At 58.7% G+C, this 19,774-nt stretch carries 22 protein-coding genes; 11 read left to right on the top strand and 11 right to left on the bottom strand.

The features are described 5' to 3' along the window. Window positions 1-27: 27 nt before the first annotated feature. Both QZR30_RS22620 and QZR30_RS22615 read right to left on the bottom strand, forming a co-directional pair. Window positions 28-357 carry a YXWGXW repeat-containing protein gene (locus QZR30_RS22620; protein WP_005786252.1) on the bottom strand — a complete coding sequence of 110 codons (330 nt, stop codon included), beginning with the start codon at window positions 355-357 and terminating at the stop codon, window positions 28-30. A gap of 129 nt (window positions 358-486) precedes the next feature. Further along, entirely contained in the window at window positions 487-1,386 is a 900-nt protein-coding gene (locus QZR30_RS22615) for a DMT family transporter (protein WP_311904236.1), read from the bottom strand. 98 nt (window positions 1,387-1,484) lie between these two features. Here QZR30_RS22615 and QZR30_RS22610 point away from each other — a divergent pair, with 98 nt between their 5' ends. After that, the gene (locus tag QZR30_RS22610; RefSeq protein WP_311904234.1) at window positions 1,485-2,321 is read left to right on the top strand and encodes a LysR family transcriptional regulator; all 837 of its coding nucleotides are present in this window, start codon (window positions 1,485-1,487) and stop codon (window positions 2,319-2,321) included. Between the two features lie 63 nt (window positions 2,322-2,384). On the opposite strand, the gene mqo is transcribed toward QZR30_RS22610, so the two are convergent. Further along, the gene (gene mqo, locus QZR30_RS22605) at window positions 2,385-4,031 is read right to left on the bottom strand and encodes a malate dehydrogenase (quinone) (RefSeq protein WP_056847296.1); all 1,647 of its coding nucleotides are present in this window, start codon (window positions 4,029-4,031) and stop codon (window positions 2,385-2,387) included. 481 nt (window positions 4,032-4,512) lie between these two features. On the opposite strand from mqo, the gene QZR30_RS22600 reads away from it, so the two are divergent. Continuing rightward, window positions 4,513-5,700, top strand: a complete 1,188-nt coding sequence (locus tag QZR30_RS22600; RefSeq protein WP_043047472.1) for an MFS transporter — start codon at window positions 4,513-4,515, stop codon at window positions 5,698-5,700. 328 nt (window positions 5,701-6,028) lie between these two features. Here QZR30_RS22600 and QZR30_RS22595 read toward each other — a convergent pair whose 3' ends face one another. From QZR30_RS22595 to QZR30_RS22585, 3 genes are all read right to left on the bottom strand, one after another. Next, window positions 6,029-6,247, bottom strand: a complete 219-nt coding sequence (locus QZR30_RS22595) for a hypothetical protein (RefSeq protein ID WP_124419530.1) — start codon at window positions 6,245-6,247, stop codon at window positions 6,029-6,031. A gap of 145 nt (window positions 6,248-6,392) precedes the next feature. Beyond that, window positions 6,393-6,758 (bottom strand): DUF6124 family protein, encoded by a 366-nt coding sequence (locus QZR30_RS22590; RefSeq protein ID WP_311904230.1) that lies wholly within the window; start codon window positions 6,756-6,758, stop codon window positions 6,393-6,395. Window positions 6,759-7,311: 553 nt separating this feature from the next. Next, window positions 7,312-8,013, bottom strand: a complete 702-nt coding sequence (locus QZR30_RS22585) for a hypothetical protein (protein ID WP_311904228.1) — start codon at window positions 8,011-8,013, stop codon at window positions 7,312-7,314. A 726-nt stretch (window positions 8,014-8,739) separates the two neighbouring features. Between QZR30_RS22585 and QZR30_RS22580 the strand changes: the two genes are divergently transcribed. From QZR30_RS22580 to tal, 4 genes are all read left to right on the top strand, one after another. Further along, window positions 8,740-8,982: a CopG family ribbon-helix-helix protein gene (locus tag QZR30_RS22580; RefSeq protein ID WP_311904227.1), complete on the top strand. Its 243-nt coding sequence runs from the start codon at window positions 8,740-8,742 to the stop codon at window positions 8,980-8,982. After that, complete coding sequence (locus QZR30_RS22575) at window positions 8,972-9,256, top strand: type II toxin-antitoxin system RelE/ParE family toxin (protein ID WP_043047475.1); 285 nt, start codon at window positions 8,972-8,974, stop codon at window positions 9,254-9,256. The genes QZR30_RS22580 and QZR30_RS22575 overlap by 11 nt, the downstream gene beginning before the upstream one ends. Before the next feature lie 83 nt (window positions 9,257-9,339). Beyond that, the gene (gene dusA / locus QZR30_RS22570) at window positions 9,340-10,326 is read left to right on the top strand and encodes a tRNA dihydrouridine(20/20a) synthase DusA (protein WP_311904226.1); all 987 of its coding nucleotides are present in this window, start codon (window positions 9,340-9,342) and stop codon (window positions 10,324-10,326) included. A gap of 331 nt (window positions 10,327-10,657) precedes the next feature. Beyond that, window positions 10,658-11,584, top strand: a complete 927-nt coding sequence (gene tal / locus QZR30_RS22565) for a transaldolase (protein ID WP_046071513.1) — start codon at window positions 10,658-10,660, stop codon at window positions 11,582-11,584. Between the two features lie 200 nt (window positions 11,585-11,784). Here tal and rssC read toward each other — a convergent pair whose 3' ends face one another. Then, entirely contained in the window at window positions 11,785-12,267 is a 483-nt protein-coding gene (rssC, locus tag QZR30_RS22560; RefSeq protein WP_010212025.1) for an anti-sigma factor antagonist RssC, read from the bottom strand. Next, window positions 12,267-13,448, bottom strand: coding sequence for a two-component system response regulator RssB (gene rssB / locus QZR30_RS22555; protein ID WP_311904224.1), 1,182 nt, complete (start codon window positions 13,446-13,448; stop codon window positions 12,267-12,269). The genes rssC and rssB overlap by 1 nt, the downstream gene beginning before the upstream one ends. Window positions 13,449-13,724: 276 nt before the next feature. Here rssB and QZR30_RS22550 point away from each other — a divergent pair, with 276 nt between their 5' ends. Beyond that, the gene (locus QZR30_RS22550) at window positions 13,725-14,021 is read left to right on the top strand and encodes a PilZ domain-containing protein (protein ID WP_046071512.1); all 297 of its coding nucleotides are present in this window, start codon (window positions 13,725-13,727) and stop codon (window positions 14,019-14,021) included. Between the two features lie 62 nt (window positions 14,022-14,083). Here QZR30_RS22550 and QZR30_RS22545 read toward each other — a convergent pair whose 3' ends face one another. Next, entirely contained in the window at window positions 14,084-14,773 is a 690-nt protein-coding gene (locus tag QZR30_RS22545; RefSeq protein WP_043047479.1) for an MlaA family lipoprotein, read from the bottom strand. 196 nt (window positions 14,774-14,969) lie between these two features. Between QZR30_RS22545 and QZR30_RS22540 the strand changes: the two genes are divergently transcribed. Next, complete coding sequence (locus tag QZR30_RS22540; RefSeq protein ID WP_311904222.1) at window positions 14,970-15,578, top strand: HAD family phosphatase; 609 nt, start codon at window positions 14,970-14,972, stop codon at window positions 15,576-15,578. Between the two features lie 111 nt (window positions 15,579-15,689). After that, entirely contained in the window at window positions 15,690-15,956 is a 267-nt protein-coding gene (locus QZR30_RS22535) for a DUF4404 family protein (RefSeq protein WP_043047481.1), read from the top strand. Window positions 15,957-16,094: 138 nt separating this feature from the next. On the opposite strand, the gene queF is transcribed toward QZR30_RS22535, so the two are convergent. Continuing rightward, a complete protein-coding gene (queF, locus tag QZR30_RS22530; protein WP_311904221.1) occupies window positions 16,095-16,925 on the bottom strand; it encodes an NADPH-dependent 7-cyano-7-deazaguanine reductase QueF in 831 nt (276 codons plus the stop codon). 66 nt (window positions 16,926-16,991) lie between these two features. Next, window positions 16,992-17,513 (bottom strand): copper-resistant cuproprotein CopI, encoded by a 522-nt coding sequence (copI, locus tag QZR30_RS22525; protein ID WP_046071509.1) that lies wholly within the window; start codon window positions 17,511-17,513, stop codon window positions 16,992-16,994. Window positions 17,514-17,672: 159 nt separating this feature from the next. Between copI and QZR30_RS22520 the strand changes: the two genes are divergently transcribed. After that, window positions 17,673-18,353 carry a heavy metal response regulator transcription factor gene (locus tag QZR30_RS22520; RefSeq protein ID WP_046071508.1) on the top strand — a complete coding sequence of 227 codons (681 nt, stop codon included), beginning with the start codon at window positions 17,673-17,675 and terminating at the stop codon, window positions 18,351-18,353. Further along, window positions 18,350-19,696 (top strand): heavy metal sensor histidine kinase, encoded by a 1,347-nt coding sequence (locus tag QZR30_RS22515; RefSeq protein ID WP_311904219.1) that lies wholly within the window; start codon window positions 18,350-18,352, stop codon window positions 19,694-19,696. Before QZR30_RS22520 ends, QZR30_RS22515 begins: the two co-directional genes overlap by 4 nt. The last annotated feature ends 78 nt before the right edge of the window (window positions 19,697-19,774 follow it).

Below are 19,774 nucleotides of genomic sequence, written 5' to 3'. Positions count from 1 at the left end.
GCTCCTACAATGGAAGATGGCGTTGGGTCAGCGGACCCAGCCACCGATCTGCCAATGGTAGCCATCATTGCGCTGCACCCAGTGCGGGTGTACGTAACGATAACCCTGACGCACCGGTTCCCAATGGCCGTGCACTGCTACATAACGCCCGCCTTCCCAACGCCAGTAACCGCGTGACCAGATATAACCTTCGCGCACCGCCGGCTCGACTTCGATCACCTGCACCGGCGGCGGTTGCGGCGCCACCACATCAACGTACTCGTGTTGTACCGGCCTGCGCTCATGCACAACACGCTCTTGCACACACCCGGAAGCGGCGACCACCATGGCGGCCAATGCTGCATAACGTAGCAACATACAAAACCCTCGGGCGCGAACGCCCAACACCTGCACTGGTAAAAATCCCCCTTGTTTCAGCCACGCTCCTGCTTGGCCCTGGGTACTTTTTAACAGGCGGTGTCTGTCGGGTTGCTGAACCTGCCAGCCTCAGTAAGTACAGGCGACAGTCGGTCGCTTCAGGCGCACCAGCACCAACCCCGCCACGACCACGGCAATGCCCGCGTAGGTCGATGCGTGGATCACATCGCCAAACATCAACGCCGCCCACACCAACGTCACCGGCGGCTCCAGGTACACCAGCGCCGCCACATGGGTGGCCGTCATCACCCGTAGCAGCATCCACAGGCTCAAATAGGCGAGGAAGGTGGAGAACACCGTCAGCCACACAATCGAGATCAGTACGTTGGTGTCATGGGGAATACTCAGGGTGTCGGTGTAGATCACGGCCGCGGTAAAACCTATCAAGGTCAACAGCGACTGGATAAACAGCGGCAATACCAACCCGCTGTCCTGGGTCTGCACCGAACGACGCTCGTACAAGGTCGCCAGTGTCAGCCCAAGTGCCGACACCAGAGGCAAGAGATACATGACCAACCCGACACCCTGCCCGCCACCACCATACTGCCCGGCAATCACAATCGACACACCGACAAAGCTGATCATCAACCCCAACCACTGCCAGCCGCCACTGCGCTCGGACGCCATGCCCGTCGACAATGCCGCTGTCATCAACGGCTGCAGCGCCGCAATGATCGCCGCGATCCCGGGGGGCAGGCCATTCTGGATGGCGACATAAACGCAGCTCAAATAAAGGAACTGCGACAGGAAACCGACAACCGCGTGATGGCGGATCTGCTGCCAGGTCACCTCCAGCAACCGCTTGTTCAGGAACAGCGCCAGGCACAGCGAGACCAGCAGGAAACGCCAGAACAGCAGATTGAACGCCCCACCACCCTGGGTGCCGAGCTTGGCGCCGATGAAGCCTGAACTCCACGACAAAACGAAAACCGCCTGCAACAGCAGCAACCCTAAGGTAGATCGCTTCATATCGCCTCCCATCGCTGTGATTTGACTCAAAGGCTAAAGGCTGCACATGCTTGCGTATATTTGAATTACACAAACAACAAATCCGAAAAATCCGAATTATGCCTAAACAACTGAATATCGAGCTGTTGCGCACCTTTCACGCCGTAGCGCGCTTTCGGCGCTTTAACGAGGCGGCCGAGCATGTGCACCGCAGCGCGTCCACCGTCACCACGCAAATCCAGAAGCTGGAGGATCAGGTCGGACAGCGTCTGTTCAGCCGCAGTAACCAGGGCGTGGAATTGACGCTGTACGGCCAGAAATTGCTGGGCGAAACCACCGAGTTTCTCAAGAGCCATGACCGCCTGCTGATTTCGCTGATGCCCCAGCGCATGCAGGGCAAGATCCGCCTGGGGGTGCCGGATACCTACGCGCCCGCCTTCATCCAGGAATTTTTACCGCGACTGATCGCTGACAACCCCCTGCTGGAACTGGAGATCGAAGCGCGCACCAGCGGTGAGTTACTGGACTTATTCACGGCCAACCAACTGGACTTGGCGATCACCGTCAGCGCGCACCCGCTCGCACAAGGTGAACGCCTGGGGGCCGTGCAGCCGCTGTGGGTGGCGACCGAAGGCTTCAACTCGCCGCCGAACCTGCCATTACCCATCACTGTGCCCATCACTGGCTGCCCCTATCGCGCCGCAGCGCTGCAGTCGTTGAAAAATCATGGGATTTACCATCGGCTACTACTGGAAAGCCCCAACTCGTCTGCGGTCGAAGCCTGTGTACGCAGTGGCGTGGCGGTTGGCCTGATGGAGCAAAGCCGTATGGGCGAAGGGCTGATCCACATGTCAGAACTGCCACCTCTACCCGCGCAGCATCTGTACCTGATGTGCGATACCGGCAATGCGCTGGCGCTGCATGTACATGAGCAAATCCGCCACTTCAAGGTCTGAACTGCGCCCACAAAAAAGCCCGCTGACCGTCACCGGTTCAGCGGGCTTTTTCGTGGGTGTTGCTTACAGCGCCAGGTCAGACGCCGGCTTGCTTGGCTCAGCCGCAGGCTTGGCAGCCTCGGTAGCCTGTGGAGCGGCCAGTTGCGGGATCGCTGGCGGTGGTGTCAGTTGCAGCACACCGGCCGTGTAGGCCCATTCCTTGGCAACAGCTTCAGGGCTGTCGTTCAGCTTGGTGCCGTAGCTTGGCACGATCTGGTGCAGTTTTTCCTGCCAGGCCGGGCTTGCTACTTTGTCCTTGAAGACTTTTTGCAGCACGGTCAGCATGATCGGAGCCGCGGTGGACGCGCCTGGCGATGCACCCAACAGGCCGGCAATGGAGTTGTCGGCAGAGCTGACCACTTCGGTGCCGAGTTTCAGCACGCCGCCCTGCTCTTCGTCACGCTTGATGATCTGCACGCGCTGGCCGGCTTGCCACAGGCGCCAGTCGGACTGCTTGGCGTTCGGGAAGTACTCTTGCAGCGCCTTGAAGCGGTCGTCATCGGACAGCATCAGTTGGCCGGCGAGGTACTCGACCAGTGGGTATTCACGAATACCGACTTTGGTCATGGGCCAGATGTTGTGGGTGGTGGTGCTGGTCAGCAGGTCCAGGTACGAGCCTTCTTTCAGGAACTTGGTCGAGAAGGTTGCGAATGGGCCAAACAGGATCACGCGCTTGCCATCCAGCACGCGGGTGTCCAGGTGCGGAACCGACATCGGTGGCGAACCGACCGAGGCTTTACCGTAGGCCTTGGCCAGATGCTGCTCGGCGATAGTTGGATTATCGGTTACCAGGAACGAACCGCCTACAGGGAAACCGGCGTATTCCTTGGCTTCAGGAATGCCCGACTTCTGCAGCAGGTGCAGGGCACCGCCGCCGGCGCCGATGAACACGAACTTGGCGTCGGTTTCAGTCTTGGTGCCGTCTTTCAGGTTTTTGTAGCTCACACGCCACGAACCGTCGTCGTTGCGGGTGATGTCCTGCACTTCGCTCGACAGTTTCAAGTCAAACTTCGGCGTGGTTTGCAGGTGAGCGACGAACTGGCGGGTGATCTCGCCGAAGTTCACGTCGGTACCGATCGGGCTCCAGGTGGCCGCGATCTTCTGCTTCGGATCACGCCCTTCCATCATCAGCGGAACCCACTTGGCGATCTGCGCCGGGTCTTCGGAGTACTGCATGCCAGCGAACAACGGGCTCGCTTGCAGGGCTTCGTAGCGCTTTTTCAGGAACTTGATGTTGTCATCGCCCCACACAAAGCTCATGTGCGGTGTGGAGTTGATGAACGAACGCGGGTTCTTCAACACGCCCTGCTGAACCTGCCAGGACCAGAACTGACGGGAAATCTGGAACGCTTCGTTGATCTCGACCGCTTTCGGGATCTCAACGTTGCCGTTCTTGTCTTCCGGGGTGTAGTTCAGCTCAGCCAGGGCCGAGTGACCGGTACCGGCGTTGTTCCAGCCGTTGGAGCTTTCTTCGGCCACGCCATCGAGGCGCTCGACCATTTCCATCGACCAGTCCGGTTCCAGCTCATTGAGCCAGACACCCAGGGTTGCACTCATGATGCCGCCGCCGATCAGCAGCACATCGACTTTCTTTGCCTCTTCCGCTTGCACGGACGTGATCCCCATCGACAAAGCCAGCCCCAGCAGGGCAGTGTTTACTTTTTTAAACATCAGTAGCACCTATGATAAAACGCCATCCGCCCTACCGCCCCCGATCATGAGTAACCCTCGTTCACGCTACGTCAGGCAACGTACCGCGGGGTCTGCACATTCACATGAAGGCTGCAGGGTGGGCACACAAGGCCGATGGATCGACCTCACTGTTATGTCCCTTCTGCGCTGACTTCTTATCATTATTGGCTCAGCTACCTGGGCAACAGCCAACCGCTGGGACGTATACGGGTGTACGCACCAGGGAAAGCCTAGACCAAGACGGCGCGCAGAATATCACGCTAAACAGCGTTTATGCGCCGTTTGGCCAATTGACAGGCCCAAATCGCGGCTTTTAATGCGCCGGTGTCAAGCCTGACAGCCGCGACCTGCGGTCACAGGCCTGGAACTCTGACGCAAATGGCGGTTCTAGACACCTTCGCCGTTGCCTGCGTAGCATCGGCGGCTGTCTTTCGTGCACACCTTCCACATAGAGTTACCCATGACTACCCAGCAAACACCCGGGCACGTACTGCCCGCGCGCAGCGCCGCGAAAATGGAAGCGGCCATGGCCGTAGGCGCCTTCGCGATCGGCACCGGCGAATTCGCCATCATGGGCCTGATGCCCGACATCGCCCAAAACCTGGGCCTGAGCGAACCGCAAGTCGGCCACGCCATCAGCGCCTACGCCCTCGGCGTAATGGTCGGCGCCCCACTGCTGGCTATCCTCGGTGCCAAGCTGCTGCGCAAACACATGCTGCTGTTGCTGATGGGCCTGTACGCCCTGGGCAACTTCGCCACCGCCTTCACCCCGACCTTCGGCTCGCTGGTGGCCTTCCGCTTTATCAGCGGCCTGCCCCACGGCGCCTACTTCGGCATCGCCGCCGTGGTTGCCTCCAGCATGGTGCCCACCGACAAACGCGCCGGCGCCGTAGCCCGCGTGATGATGGGCCTGACCCTCGCCATGCTGCTCGGCAACCCCATCGCCACCTTCCTCGGCCAACACCTGGGCTGGCGCTCGGCGTTTGCACTGGTCAGCGTGATCGCCCTGCTCACCATCGCCCTGGTGTGGCAATTCGTGCCCCACCGCCACGACGAACAACGCAGCGACCCACGCAAAGAACTGCGCGCCTTCACCAAACCCCAGGTATGGATGGCCCTGTCCATCGGCGCGATTGGCTTTGCCGGGATGTTCTGCGTATTCAGCTATCTGGCGCCGACCATGCTTGAAGTGACCAAGGTTTCACCGCAGTGGATCCCCTTCGGTCTCGCCGCGTTTGGCGTGGGCGGCATCATCGGCAACATTGCCGGCGGCAAGCTGTTTGATCGTATGCAGTTCCGGGCGGTGGGCTTGATATTGGTGTGGTCGATGGCGGTGTTGTTGTTCTTCCCCTTCGCCGCCTCGTCGCTGTGGGGTGTGCTGCTGAGCATGGGATTGGTTGGCACCATGGTCGCATTGGCGGCACCGTTGCAGATCCGCCTGATGGACATCGCACACGAAGCGCCGAGCTTGGCGGCGGCTTCGAACCATGCGGCGTTCAACCTGGCAAATGCGCTGGGCCCGTGGTTTGGCGGTATGGCCATCACTGCCGGCCTGGGCTGGACCAGCACCGGCTACATCGGCGCCGCAACAGCCCTGGTCGGCCTGGGCCTCTACCTGATCGCTCGGCGTATGAAAGGCGGCCACTAGGCTCTCTGTAGGAGCGAGCTTGCTCGCGAAATTCGCCAACGATAACGCGGGCATCCTGATTCACCACCGCGCCCTCAAGTTTTTCGCGAGCAAGCTCACTCCTACACGTCATCACTCCAGCGGGCTGCAGCAGCCCAGCGCGGCATCAATCATCACGCAACAACCCCGAACCATACTCCCCGCCCACTGCCAACAAAATTCATCTTGGCAGCTTCGCTGGAGCTACGGTCGCCAAACGCCTGACCACTGAAGATCAAACTGTGGGAGGGGGCTTGCTCCCGATTGCCATGTGTCAGTCAACACACCACTGACTGCCTCACCACCCTCATCAATCATCATGCAACAACCCCGCCCCATACTCCCCATAACTACTCCCCAGCCCACTGCCGCCAAAATTCATCTTGGCGGCTTTGCTGGGGCTATGGTCCCCAAATGCCTGGCATCCACCTGAAAAGCACGGGTCACTGCTCACGGCGGGTGAAGATGAACAAGCACTCAACAGCAACGTGCCGGTGATCATCACAACTTTGACGAGGTTCGAGATCATGGTTTCAACTCCCTATGGGCTGGAGGCGCTGGGGTCCTCTCTTGCAGGCAATCGTAGGCCTCAACGGCGCAGGGAATTATGAAACTTTGCTGAGGGACAGCATGAGTTCAGGTTGCCGCCTTGGGTGAGGCGGCAGGGTTGGTTATCAAGCTTTGACTGAGGCGGTTACAGGCGCAACCTGCTCCTGGGTTCGGTCAACCAGCAGCGAGCTCAACTCGATTAACTGCTGAATGCCTAGGGCGATGGCGCGCTGGGAGTCGTCGAGGTCGAACGCCAGGGTGGCGGCCATTTCGTTGGCGGATGCGAGGTTTTCGGCGGCGTTGGCCAGGAGGGTTTCGGGGTCGATGGTTGGGTTTACGAGGAATAGGTTGTTGCTTGGGCGTTCGGTGGGCGCAGCGTCGTCGGATGGGGGCAAGTGATGATGGATTGCTCGGTGGGCTGCGGCTTGAAGCTTGGGATCAGAAAATGCAGCGTTTGAAGCATAAGGCGGATTAGGTGTGACCTTGTACATGGCGAAGCTCCTTTAGCGTTTAAGGAACTGCCTATCTCACTTCCACATGAGGGGTGGCAGCTGTACGCAGGTGTGGAAGACCAGGGCTAAAGGACCCGGCGCACCGAAGTGCCCCGCGCACAGCCGCCATAAGCAATCATACAGACGTAAAAAAACGCCGGTAGGTGTTTATGGGCGATTGAGCGCCTTCAGCTTGATCGGACTTCCACATCCGGCCGCTGGATTGGCAGCGGCTTGAGGAGGTTAGCTAGGGGTGGTCTGAGGGGCAAGCTGAGAAAAGTGTGGGAAATTTCCGATGGATAATCGTGAACCTGGGGGGTTATCGGAGAAGTTATTCAACTGGGTACGTCATTTTTGTGGACCCTGAAAAAGCAATTAACAATGGCGATGGAGTTATAGAGCAGCCACCAATTACAAATAGGGTAACACTCAAAGCATTAGTATCGGTTGCGGGCCATCAGTTTAAAACCGAAAAACCCACAACCTTCTAAGTAAACATTGCGAAAGAAGCTAACCTATAAAAAATCGGCAGACGCCTTTATACCGGAACAACTTAAGAAAAAGGTTTAAACGCGAACGCTGCAGCCATGCTAATAATGAATGCCACTACGACCCCCCACCTAACCTTTTCAGCAAATTCGTTTCTTTTCGCTCCCAACCCTATTTCAAAAACAGCAATAGGAAAAAACCTTCGTTTCAGGCGACTAAAGAACCATCCAATTAATATCATGACCATCACTGCTGCGATCGATATAACAGTCGCAGACAATGCATGATCGGGAGCTACATTTTCTTTTGGCTTCCCAGAAGAAAGGAAAGAAAGGTACACGCCCGAGATCATAAAAAGAATGATCACTACAGCTCCAAAATCAAACCTTGCACATAGGTCGTACCAAGGCCTCATACCGTCGACTATATCCATAAGCCTAACACGCAGTTCGGCTACCTTATCGACGTGCCCATTTAACGAAAATGAAACACTTGTACTGTGCGCGCCTCCAAGCGTAATCGTAGAGTACGAGCTAATCGAAGATGAAGTACCGGTCAACCTCAACGACTTAATTTCAGCTCGCACTGAGTTGTCGTATTCTAAAACATCGCTCATTAACTTTGTCTTACGCGAAATGCCATCTGCACACTCAAGCGTGGCTTCGACTTCTAAGTCAGCGCCTTCTAATAAATCCCAAATTTTTTTTACGTCCTGAGGATTCAGGACGAATGCTTTTTTTGTGTCAAATCGAGATTCCGCCTTCATTCCATCATCACTCCACGCTTCAAGCGCAACACCTCACTCTAATCAGACGGCCTTTATACTTGATAGCAGTGTCATTTTGCCAGCCGCTAGACGAGCCCTAGGAAAAAAGGTACGGATTTATTCACACCATCGCCAAGACAAATCTAATCGGCAGGTAGCAAAAGGCCGCCTCTCGGCGGCTAAACGTTTTGAGATAACATTTGGCGACTAAGCCTTCAGCTCATCTGGTGTATGCGTCTTGAGCGAATCGGCCAAAGCGGCACTTATTCGCGTTCATCAGCCCGGCCCGGAAGCCCTGAATCGCTCCAGCATGTCAGCATCAAAAAGGACATTGACGTGCTCGTTGTTAGCTACCGGTTTGGCCGCCCCGCTTGGGCTTGAGCATTTCCTTCGCCTGAACTCTGCCAAACAACCTCACAAGCACCTCGCCGGCTGGCTTGGCCTTAGCAAAATGCTCCGTCGACCATTCCGGGTTCACCGTATCAACCCTTACAGGACTGGGTTTCCTGGTCATTGTTTTTGACCTCCGTTTGGTGGTTTTACGAAAACTGATGACGTAGACCACGTCACTCGTGGGGCAGATATAGAGGCCAGACCACGATACCTAATTTTGAGTAGGCGGAAAAAAAGCAATTCACTTCCAGATACACCTCACGACGGACTGCTGAGCCACCCAAGCACACCAGGGTGTAAGATGCCCCACAACCGTCCACCATCGAGGCCGCCATGACTGGGATATCCCTAAACCTGCCGGAAGACCTATCCAACTCTCTCGCCGACCTGGCCAAAACCAACGGCCAGACAGTGAGCTACCTGGCGATGGACGTTCTTCGCGACTACATCGAGCACGAGAGAACGCTGACCGCTCAGATCGAGCTAGCGGTAAAAGACGCCGACGAAGGCAAATTCGCCACCGATGATCAAGTGGCGGCCATGCGCGCTAGGCGCTGGAGCAGGAATGCGGGTTGAGTGGCTTGAAAAAGCACTCAAAAATCTGGAAGACGAAGCGAATTATATCGCTCTCGAAAATCCAAAAGCCGCCGACGACTTCTCGGATGCCATTTTCGCCAGCGTCGACAGGCTGGCTCAGTTTCCTTCCATGGGCCGCGAAGGTCGGGTGAAACATACCCGCGAATGGGCGGTTCCCAACTGGTCCTATCTGATCCCGTATAGAGTGCGGGGCGATCGACTGCAGATCCTTGGCGTATTCCACACACGGCAACGTCCTCGCTCGAAGTGGTAATGCGCGCAAAACTTGCCTCTCCGGCACCCAAGATCCGTTCCTGATAAACTGCGCGCCATTCGCCTCGCTGACTCAGATCCCCCATGTCCCTACAAACCGCCCCACTCTCCCGCCGCTTCTCCGTCGCCCCCATGATGGACTGGACCGACCGCCACTGCCGGTTCTTCCTACGCCTGCTCTCCAAACACGCCCTGCTCTACACCGAGATGGTCACCACCGGCGCTATCCTCCACGGCGATCACGAGCGCTTCCTGCGCCACAACGAAGCCGAGCACCCGCTGGCGCTCCAGTTGGGCGGCAGTGTCCCTGCGGACCTCGCAGCTTGTGCGCGAATGGCCGAGGCCGGCGGTTACGACGAAGTGAATCTGAACGTCGGCTGCCCCAGCGACCGCGTACAAAACAACATGATCGGCGCGATCCTGATGGCGCACCCTGCCCTGGTGGCGGACTGTGTGAAGGCGATGCGCGATGCGGTGACGATCCCTGTGACGGTGAAGCACCGTATCGGTATCAATGGCCGGGACAGTTATGCCGAGCTGTGTGATTTCGTCGGGACGGTGAAGGATGCCGGTTGCACCAGTTTTACCGTGCATGCGCGGATTGCGATTCTGGAGGGGTTGTCGCCCAAGGAGAACCGGGACATTCCGCCGTTGCGTTATGACGTGGCGGCGCAGTTGAAGCGGGATTTTCCGGAGTTGGAGATTAATCTTAACGGTGGGATCAAGACGTTGGAGCAGTGCCAGGAGCATTTGCAGACGTTTGATGGGGTGATGCTGGGGCGGGAGGCTTATCACAATCCGTATCTGTTGGCGGAGGTGGATCAGCGGTTGTTTGGCAGTGAGGCGCCGGTGATTAGTCGGGCGCAGGCGTTGGTGCAGTTGCGGCCTTATATTGCTGAGCATTTGGCCAGTGGTGGGACGATGCATCACATTACGCGGCATGTGTTGGGGTTGGGTACTGGGTTTCCGGGGGCTCGTAAGTTCAGGCAGTTGTTGTCGGTGGATATTCATAAGGCGGCGGATCCGTTGGCGTTGCTGGATCAGGCTGGGGAGTTGTTGGAGGGTCGGTGACTGGATAGCTGCTGGGCTCTGGTAGGAGCGAGCTTGCTCGCGAGAAACCCATAGGCGCCGCGTTTATTCAGGAAGTACGCGTTATCGTTGACGTTTTTCGCGAGCAAGCTCGCTCCTACCGTATTGGGTCAGGCCCAGTGGCGATGACCGTGTCATCGGGCAGTTGGGTTGAACCTGCCAGCGATTTTGCCCTCCTATTGAGCACCACTGCCGGTAATTCAAACGGCCGTTTCCAGGTTATTGCCCTCGCAAACGACCTAACGCATTTGCGCCCTTGAGCGCCTGCCAGCGCTCGGGTAATGTCATCAGACCCACAGGACAGAGCACGCCCATGACTTCCAAGCTGGAACAACTCAAGCAATTCACCACCGTCGTAGCCGATACCGGCGATTTTTCTACCCTCGCCAAGCTCAAGCCGCAGGACGCTACTACCAACCCTTCCCTGCTACTCAAGGCTGCGTCCATCTCTGGTTATGCCAAGCTGCTGGATGAGTGTGTACAGGACTGCAACGGCGACGTAGGCCTGGCCAGCGACCGCTTTGCGGTGGCGGTGGGTCAAGAAATTCTCAAAGTAGTGCCGGGCCGTATTTCCACTGAGGTGGATGCGCGTCTGTCGTTCGACGAGGCGGCCATTCTCAAGCGTGCGCACCGTCTGATCGACCTGTACGACAAAGCCGGCGTTGGCCGTGACCGTGTGCTGATCAAGATCGCTTCTACCTGGGAAGGCATCCGTGCCGCCGAGAAGCTGGAAAAAGAAGGCATCCAGACCAACCTGACGCTGCTGTTCTCTTTCGCCCAGGCCGTGGCCTGCGCTGAAGCCGGCGTGTTCCTGATTTCGCCGTTCGTGGGCCGTATCTACGACTGGTACAAGAAGGCCAACGGCAACGACTACACCGGTTCCGAAGACCCGGGCGTGCAGTCGGTGACGCGCATCTACAACTACTACAAGGCCAATGGCTACAAGACTGTGGTAATGGGTGCGAGCTTCCGTAACCTGAGCCAGATCGAAGAGCTGGCCGGGTGTGATCGCCTGACCATCAGCCCGGACCTGCTGGAGAAGCTGGCGGCGGATGAAGGCAAGCTGGAACGTAAATTGGCGCCAGGGCATGCCGGTGAGGCGCGTGTGCATATGACTGAAGCGCAGTTCCGTTGGGAGTCCAACGAGGATGCGATGGCGACTGAGAAGCTGGCAGAGGGCATTCGCCAGTTTGCTCGCGATCAGGAGAAGCTGGAGGCGTTGTTGTCGGCCAAGCTGTAAGGGCAGATAGCAGCAAAAAGGGCGGCACCTGTGAGGGTGCCGCCCTTTTTTGTGTACCAGTTTCAAGTCGATCGCAGGTCAATTGTGGGAGGGGGCTTGCTCCCGATAGCGGAGTGTCAGTCACTGGATTTGTTGACTGATCCACCGCTATCGGGAGCAAGCCCCCTCCCACATGGGTATGTGTTTCGACAGGGAAGCCGTCAGTGGCGCTCGAGGGCGTTGACGAGGTCGTGGAAGGCTTCGCGGTTGGACTCGTTGAGGCCCATGAGGATCTTGTGCGCTTCCAGCACCTTGACCCGTACGATCTCTTCGGACTGGTCTTGCGACGGCAGGTCGGTGAGGCATTCCGGGCAGGGAATCGGGCGGTCAACAATGTTGAACACCTGGTCGAAGCCCATGGACTGCAGCAGCCGGGTGATGTCTTCGTGGGTGGTGACGACGGTCGGCAACAGGCCGACCTTCTGCCGAGACAGAATGGACAGCTTGGCCAACAGCCCCAAGGTGGTGCTGTCGATGCTGCGGGTTTCGGTCAGATCGATCACGATCGCCGAGAAGTTCAGCGCTGTGAAGATCCGCTCAATCGTCGCATCCAGCGCCGAACACAAGGTCAGGCGCACTTCGCCGACAAACTTGAGGACGAAGGTCCCGTCTTGCTCGGCGAATTGGATTCTTCCGGTACTCATCAAAGATTCCTGCTCAACACCAATAGGGCGATATCATCCGGCATCTCCCCTAGCGTGGCCAATCCAAAAACCTGCCGCAGGCCATCCAGGCTGCCGCCCGCCGACTTGACCTTTTGGGGCAAGGTGGCTTCTTTCTCTTTGAGTGTAGGCTCTGGCAAAAGGTCCAGGATGCCGTCGGACATCAGCGTCAGGCTGAAAGTCGGCGGCAGTTCCAGGATGTGGTCTTCGTAGGTGGCTTCATTGAACAAGCCTACGGGCAGGCCACGACCTTCCAGGTAGCGCACACTGTCAGGAGTGTATAAAACAGGCATCGGCAGGTGGCCGCCAATGCTGTAGGTCAAAAGACCGGTTTCTTCATCGATCACGCCGCCGACCATCGTCACGTGCTTGCCCAGCTTGCAGCTGATCAGGCCCCGGTTGATGTGGCCCAGCACCTCGGAGGGGGTGAACTCCGGCAAGGTGCCATTGCGCTTGGACTCGAACAACAGCCGTGTGGTCATGAACTTCAACAACACGGTCACAAAGGCAGAAGAAGCGCCATGGCCGGAAACGTCGGCCAGGTAGAACGCCACGCGTCGCTCATCCACACGGAAATAATCGACAAAATCACCCGACAGGTACAACGACGGGATGATCTGGTGGGCAAACTTGAACTCGTCGATGCTCCAGGGGCTCACCGGCAGCATGTTCATCTGCACCTGGCGACCGGCGTTCTGGTCTTCCTGGAGCAGGTTCAGGCTGGCTTCGAGTTCGCGGTTGGCGGTCTCGAGCTTTTCGCGGTAGCGCTGGTTTTCCAGGAGCAGGCGGGCACGGTCCAGGGCGCGGCGCACCGAGTGCTCCAGCACGGCCAGGTCTTCCAGGGGCTTGATCAGGTAATCGGCAGCGCCCAGGCGCAGGGCTTCGACGGCGTCGTTCATGACACCGGCACCGGACACGACAATCACCGGCGTTTGCGGGGCAAGCTCGGTCACCTGGCGAATCAGCTCCAGGCCGCCCATCTGGGGCATGCGCAGGTCGCAGATCACAAGGTCGGGCTTGTCGCGCTCGAATACCTGGAGACCCTGTTGGCCATTACTGGCCTGCAGGACGCTGAAGCCACTGTCTTCCAAGTAGGCCGCGAGGCTCGCGCGCACTACTTCGTCGTCATCGATTATCAGCAGCGTGGCACTGGTTTTTTGCATGTGGGCAAACGGCGCCAGAATTAGGTTGGCGTAGGCGGCTCGGCAATGGCCGGGCTCACGTACTGGATTCGCTTTCTAGCCTCTCTGTCCTACAAAGCATTGGGATTTCGCCCATGCACAACGGTAAAGCAGAGGTGCCCTTCTAAGGCGCAGACGGTACTCCCATCCGTGAGGGGTTTCAAGCTCATGCCGATGGTCGCCGGGCGTCTTTACACCGCAAATCACCGGGAGTTATAAGAACTGCCACAACCCCAACGTAAAGTAAGGATGGATGCTGTGAGCGAACACGAGCGCGACTACGCCGAAAAACGCGATTTCATCCGCATGCGGGTGGATGCCAATGTGTCCCTGATCCACGCCGGGCAGGAGATTGAAGGTGTATGCCTGGACCTTTCCAGCTCCGGCATGCAGGTGCAGGCGCCGCGCCAGTTCATCGTGGGCGACCTACTGACCGTACGCATCGATTCAGAGCACGCCGCACTCAAGGGCCTGGAGGCAGACACTGAAGTCGTGTGGACCAAGGCTGCGGGCGATGAACAGCACTTGGGTCTCAGGATCTTGAAGATGCGCTGAAAAGCGCGCACAAAAAAGGCGACCTTTCAAAGGTCGCCTTTTTCATTTCAAAACGTCACGGCCTAGAAGTCGTCAACGACCTTGCCATCCTTGACCTTGAACTCACGGTTCTGCAGGTAGGCGTTACGAATGAAGGTGTACTTGTCGCCGCTGATCAGCTTCTCGCTGTCGAGCAAGCTGGCGCGCACGTCGACGACGTTCAGGCCGAAGGTGCTGTTACGCCAGCCGATGTCATTCATGTAGCGGTAGGGTTGGGTGTAGCTGTCGACGTATTTGGACGGCGCATCACGCAAGGTGCTTGGGCCGAGCAACGGAATCATCACGTAGGGACCGCTGCCGACGCCCCAGTAGCCGAGGGTCTGGCCGAAGTCTTCATCGCTGCGATGCAGCCCCATTTTGGTGCCGACGTCGATAAAGCCCAGCACGCCAAACGTGGTGTTGACCAGCAGGCGAGCCGTGTCGACACCAGCATTGTAGGGCTTGAGCTGCAGCACGTTGTTGGCCAGGTTGCCGACATCGCCGATGTTGCGGAAGAAGTTGTGAACGCCGTCCTGCACAAATTGCGGGGTGACGAACTGATAGCCCTGGGCGATTGGCTTGAGGGCGTAGGTATCAACGGTGTCGTTGAAGGTGAAAATCGGGCGGTTGACGCTTTCCCATGGGTCATCTTCCGACGCGGCTTGTACGGCGAAAGGTGCCAACAGCACGGTGGCACACACCGACAGCTGAGCGAAGTAGTGGCTCCAGCGCATAGCTTTTGCTCCTTGAATGGTCTGTCATGGGCGCTATGCCCTGAATAAGGCCGTCAGTATATGACGGAAGTGTGTGTTTAGGCAGCTACAAGGATCCTGTCTTACGAAAAATGCACAAAATTCCTACAAACACCATCAGTGTCATGGCCTTGTCATGCCACCCCGTTAGTGTTGCTGCTATTTCAGGGACGTTCAGATGCCACACGCCGAGATTGCTATCGCCACAGCCCCTTCATTGACCGCCGTGTTATTTGGCCTGAGTGGCTGCCTGGTGGATTTTGGTTCCCTGGCGCGTACCGATTCGCCCTGCCCCGGCTCCGTGGCCACACCCGGCGCTTTGAAAAGCCTGCGTAGCCTGAAAGAACTAGGCGTGCCCTGCGCCTGGCTGGACGAACTGCCGCCCTCGGTTACCACGCCCCTGTCCACCAGTCTGCCGGGCTGGGTCAAGGCTGCCTCACCCTCCCCCATCCGCTGGCCCGCGCCCCACGCCTGCTGGCAAGCCTTGATGGAACTGAACATCGAACGCCTGGAAGGTTGCGTACTGGTCAGCGGCGAGCCGCGCCAGCTGCAATCGGGCCTTAATGCCGGGTTGTGGACCATCGGCCTGGCCTCTTGTGGCTCGCTCTGCGGCCTGTCACCCGAGCAATGGCAGGCACTCACCGCACAGCAACGCGAATACAAGCGCGGCAAGGCGACTGTGGCGCTCTATGGCCTGGGCGTGCACTCGGTGATCGACCACCTCGGCGAGCTCGGCAGTTGCCTGGCAGACATCAGCCTGCGCCGGCTCAAAGGCGAGAAGCCCTGATCAAGATCATGCACGGTTAGCCCCAGTGGATTAATCTAGAGGTCAGCCCGTAGACCTTTCGCGGCGTGCCGTGGTCTATGCCAGTGACTATCGATAAAAGGAAAGAACGTCATGCCTGATCGCAAAAAGCTGGAAGAACAGGTCGAGATCCTGCGCGGGCAGTTGGAACAGGAGCCACCGCTGTCACCGGAAAAACGTGAAGCGTTGGAGGAACTGATTGCCAAGTTCGAAGTGCAACTTGAATTGGAACCGGCCACTCAGACGCCGAGCATCTCCGACGATGTGAATCAGGCGGCCATAGAGTTCGACGCTGAGCACCCGGTCATTTCCGGGACATTGCGCAACATCATGATCACCCTGGGCAATATCGGGATCTAACCCGACCCTAAGCCAAATAAAGAACCAAAATGTGGGAGGGGGCTTGCTCCCGATAGCAGAAGTTCAGACACAGATGCTGTGACTGACACTCCGCTATCGGGAGCAAGCCCCCTCCCACATTTGCTTGTTTATGCAGGCTTACTGGCGCGCCAGGCGCACGTTCAGGAACTGGGTATTTTCAGTGCTGCGGTACGGATTGATATCCAACCCACCCCGGCGCACATAGCGCGCATAAACGGTCAGCTTCTCCGGCTTGAGCAAGCGCTGCAAGTCCAGGAAGATCCGCTCCACGCACTGCTCATGGAAGTCCGAGTGCTGGCGAAAACTCACGATATATTCCAGCAGGCTGGCGTGATCCAATGCCGCGCCACGGTACTCCACTACCACGCTGCCCCAATCCGGCTGGCTGGTCACCGGGCAGTTGGATTTGAGCAGGTGGCTGTGCACGCTCTCCTCCACCACACGCGAGTCATCGCAACGCAGCAGCTCCGGGCGCGGATGCTCATAGCTGCTGACATTGATATCCAGGCCGTCAATGCACGCACCCGGCAACGCCATCACGCCTTCGGCCTCGATGTCGGCCAGGCTGCGGATGCGCACGGTCACCGGCTTGCCGGCTGCAAAGCTGAGGTCGGTGCGCAGGGTGGCTTCCAGGCTTGGCGTATCGACAAAGGCGGTCTGGTTCAGCGAGTTGAGGTACAACTTGAAGGACTTGGACTCGACGATGTTCGGCGAGTCGGCCGGGATGCTGAACTCACCGATGGCCACCACCGGCTTGCCCGACGGCAGCAGCCAGGACAATTCAAAGCAGTTCCAGAAATCCACGCCCTTGTACGGCAGGGTGTCGGCGCTCAGGCCCAGTTCGGCCCACTTGGCGGCGCGCGGAATCGGGAACAGCAACGATGGGGTGTAAGTGGAGATGTATTCACTGGACTTGCCCAGCGGCGAATGTTCGGCTGCGGGATGCATGGCGGAAACCTGGCTAAATAAACCGCGCCAGTCTACCAGCCTTTGCCCCCGCCCTTAACAAACGCCTCACTCAACGGTCAGTTTGCCGACCATGCCCGCCTGATAATGCCCCGGCAGGTTGCAGGCGAACTCCAGGCCCGTGGCTTTGGTGAAGGTCCACGTCAGTTCGGCAGTCTTGCCCGGCTCCACCAAGACACTGTTGGGATCGTCGTGCTTCATGCCGCCCATATCGCCGTGCCCCATGGCGCTGTGGTCCATCTTGCCCATGCCTGTGGCGGTGAGCATGCCACTGGCTTGCATCTGCAGCATCTCTTTCTGGTGGGCGGCATGCATCGATGCGTCGCCCAGGTTGAATTCATGTAGCAACTGGCCTTTGTTGACCAGCACGAAACGCACGGTTTCACCGGCCTTTACGTCCAGGGCCTTGGGCTCAAAGGCAATGTCCTGCAGCGTGACTTGCACAGTACGCGTGGCTTTATCCGCCGGTGCGGGCTGGCCGAACGCGTAGGTGTGAGCAGCGTCCGCCAGCGCATTGAAGCTCATCGCCAACAAGCAGCCCGCCAATAACAGGGGTGTGCGCATCGCCATCTTTCACTCTCCAAAAAATAGGTGTCCAGCTTGGGCAACACTTTAAGATTGCCTCGCTGCCAGCCAGCTGACTGCTAGATTACAACTTTGTCAGCTTGCGCCCATCCCCTGGAGCCCAGGGTATAAAGGCCGGCTGCCATCCTTTACCAAGAGCCCGATATGAAACTGCTGATCGTCGAAGACCAACCCAAAACCGGCCACTACCTGCGTCAGGGCCTGGCCGAGGCTGGCTTTACCACCGAACTGGTGGCCGACGGCACGACCGGCCAGCACCTGGCGCTGACGGGTGACTATGACTTGTTGATCCTCGATGTGATGCTGCCGGGCCGCGACGGCTGGCAGATCCTGCAGGCGGTGCGCAGTGCTGGACTGGACATGCCGGTACTGTTTCTCACCGCTCGCGATGCCGTGGAAGACCGCGTGCATGGCCTGGAACTGGGCGCCGACGATTACCTGGTCAAACCCTTCGCCTTTTCCGAACTGCTGGCCCGGGTACGCACCTTGTTGCGCCGTGGCAGCAGCACACCGCAGGAAACCACCCTGCAACTGGCCGACCTGAGCCTGGACCTGATCCGCCGCCGGGTCGAGCGCGACGGCCAGCGCATTGACCTCACCGCCAAGGAATTTGCCCTGCTGGAACTGCTGCTACGCCGCCAGGGCGAAGTGCTGCCCAAGACCCTGATCGCTTCCCAGGTCTGGGACATGAACTTCGACAGCGACACCAACATCATCGAAGTGGCGATCCGTCGCCTGCGCCTTAAAGTCGATGACAACTTCCCCAACAAGCTGATCCACACCGCGCGCGGCATGGGTTATGTGCTGGAGGAGCGGTTCACGTGATCAGGCGCCTGTCCCTGGCCAGCCGCCTCGCACTGCTGTTTGCCGCCTGCACGGCGGTGGTCTCGTTGATTGCCGGGGTGCTGTTCAACCGCGCCAGCGAGGCGCACTTTATCGAGCTGGATCAGCAACTGCTCGACAGCAAGCTGGTGGCCCTGCGCAGTGCCTTGCAGGGTGTCGACTCACGGGAAGCCTTTGCGCTGCGAGGCCCGCAATGGCGCGCCGAACTTGATCACCAGCCCGACTTCACCTTACGTATCACTGCGGCCGACCAGCGCTGGGTGGACGGTGCGCCGTACCTCAGCGTGCCCGCAGCACCGGGCCTGCACAGCCTGCAAAACGCCGGCACCGACTACCGTGTGTACAACGCGCCGTTGACGCCCGGCCAACCCGGCTCGCCACAGCTGAGCCTGATCCTCGATATCACCCACCATCAGCACTTTCTGGAGCGTATGCAGCGTTTGATCTGGCTGACCGTCGGCCTCTCGGCCCTGGCCACTGCCCTGCTCGGCGCCTGGGCCGCACGCAGCGGGCTGCGACCGTTGCGACGCATGGGCGAAGTGGCCGCCAGCGTTTCCGCCCACTCCCTGACCCAACGCCTGCCCCAGGCGCAAATGCCGGTGGAGCTGGCGGAGCTGGCCCAGGCCTTCAACGCGATGCTGGGTCGCTTGGACGACGCCTTCCAGCGCCTGTCGGCGTTCTCCGCCGATATCGCCCACGAACTGCGCACACCGCTCTCCAATCTGCTGACCCAGACCCAGGTGATCCTCACTCAACCGCGCCCGCTGGAGGACTACCGCGAGGCACTGCACAGCAACCTCGAAGAGTTGCAGTGGATGGCGCAACTGGTCAACGACATGCTGTACCTGGCCAAAGCCGACCACGGCTTGCTGATGCCCAACCGTGAAGCCCTGAATCTGGGCGATGAGGTCGACGCACTGTTGGAGTTTTTTACCCTGCTGGCAGAGGATGCGCAGGTCACGCTGGTACGCGAAGGCACCGCCCATACGCTGGGCGATCGCGGCATGTTGCGCCGGGCGCTGTCGAACTTGCTGGATAACGCGCTGCGGTTTACCCCACCAGGCGGTGAAGTGCGGGTGCGGATGGACGAAGGCGTGACACTTATGGTTGAGAACACCGGGGATGGCATTCCAGCGCAATTATTGCCGCGGCTGTTTGACCGGTTCTACCGAGCTGACCCGTCAAGGCGGGCAGGCAGCAGTGAACATGCAGGGCTGGGGTTGGCGATTACCCAGTCGATTGTGCGGGCGCATGGGGGGAGGATTTATTGTGAGTCGCAGGCGGGCTGGACGAGGTTTGTGATTGAGTTGCCCAAGGGAGATTGACGCAAGCTGGGCCGGCCCTCTCGGGGGCAAGCCCCTCCCACATTTTGACCTCATTGTTCCTGAATAAACGCGGTCCAG

It is taken from the genome of Pseudomonas sp. rhizo25, from assembly GCF_031931935.1.
GTDB classification, from domain to species: domain Bacteria; phylum Pseudomonadota; class Gammaproteobacteria; order Pseudomonadales; family Pseudomonadaceae; genus Aquipseudomonas; species Aquipseudomonas synxantha.
This window is presented reverse-complemented; position numbering and strand designations above follow the sequence as displayed.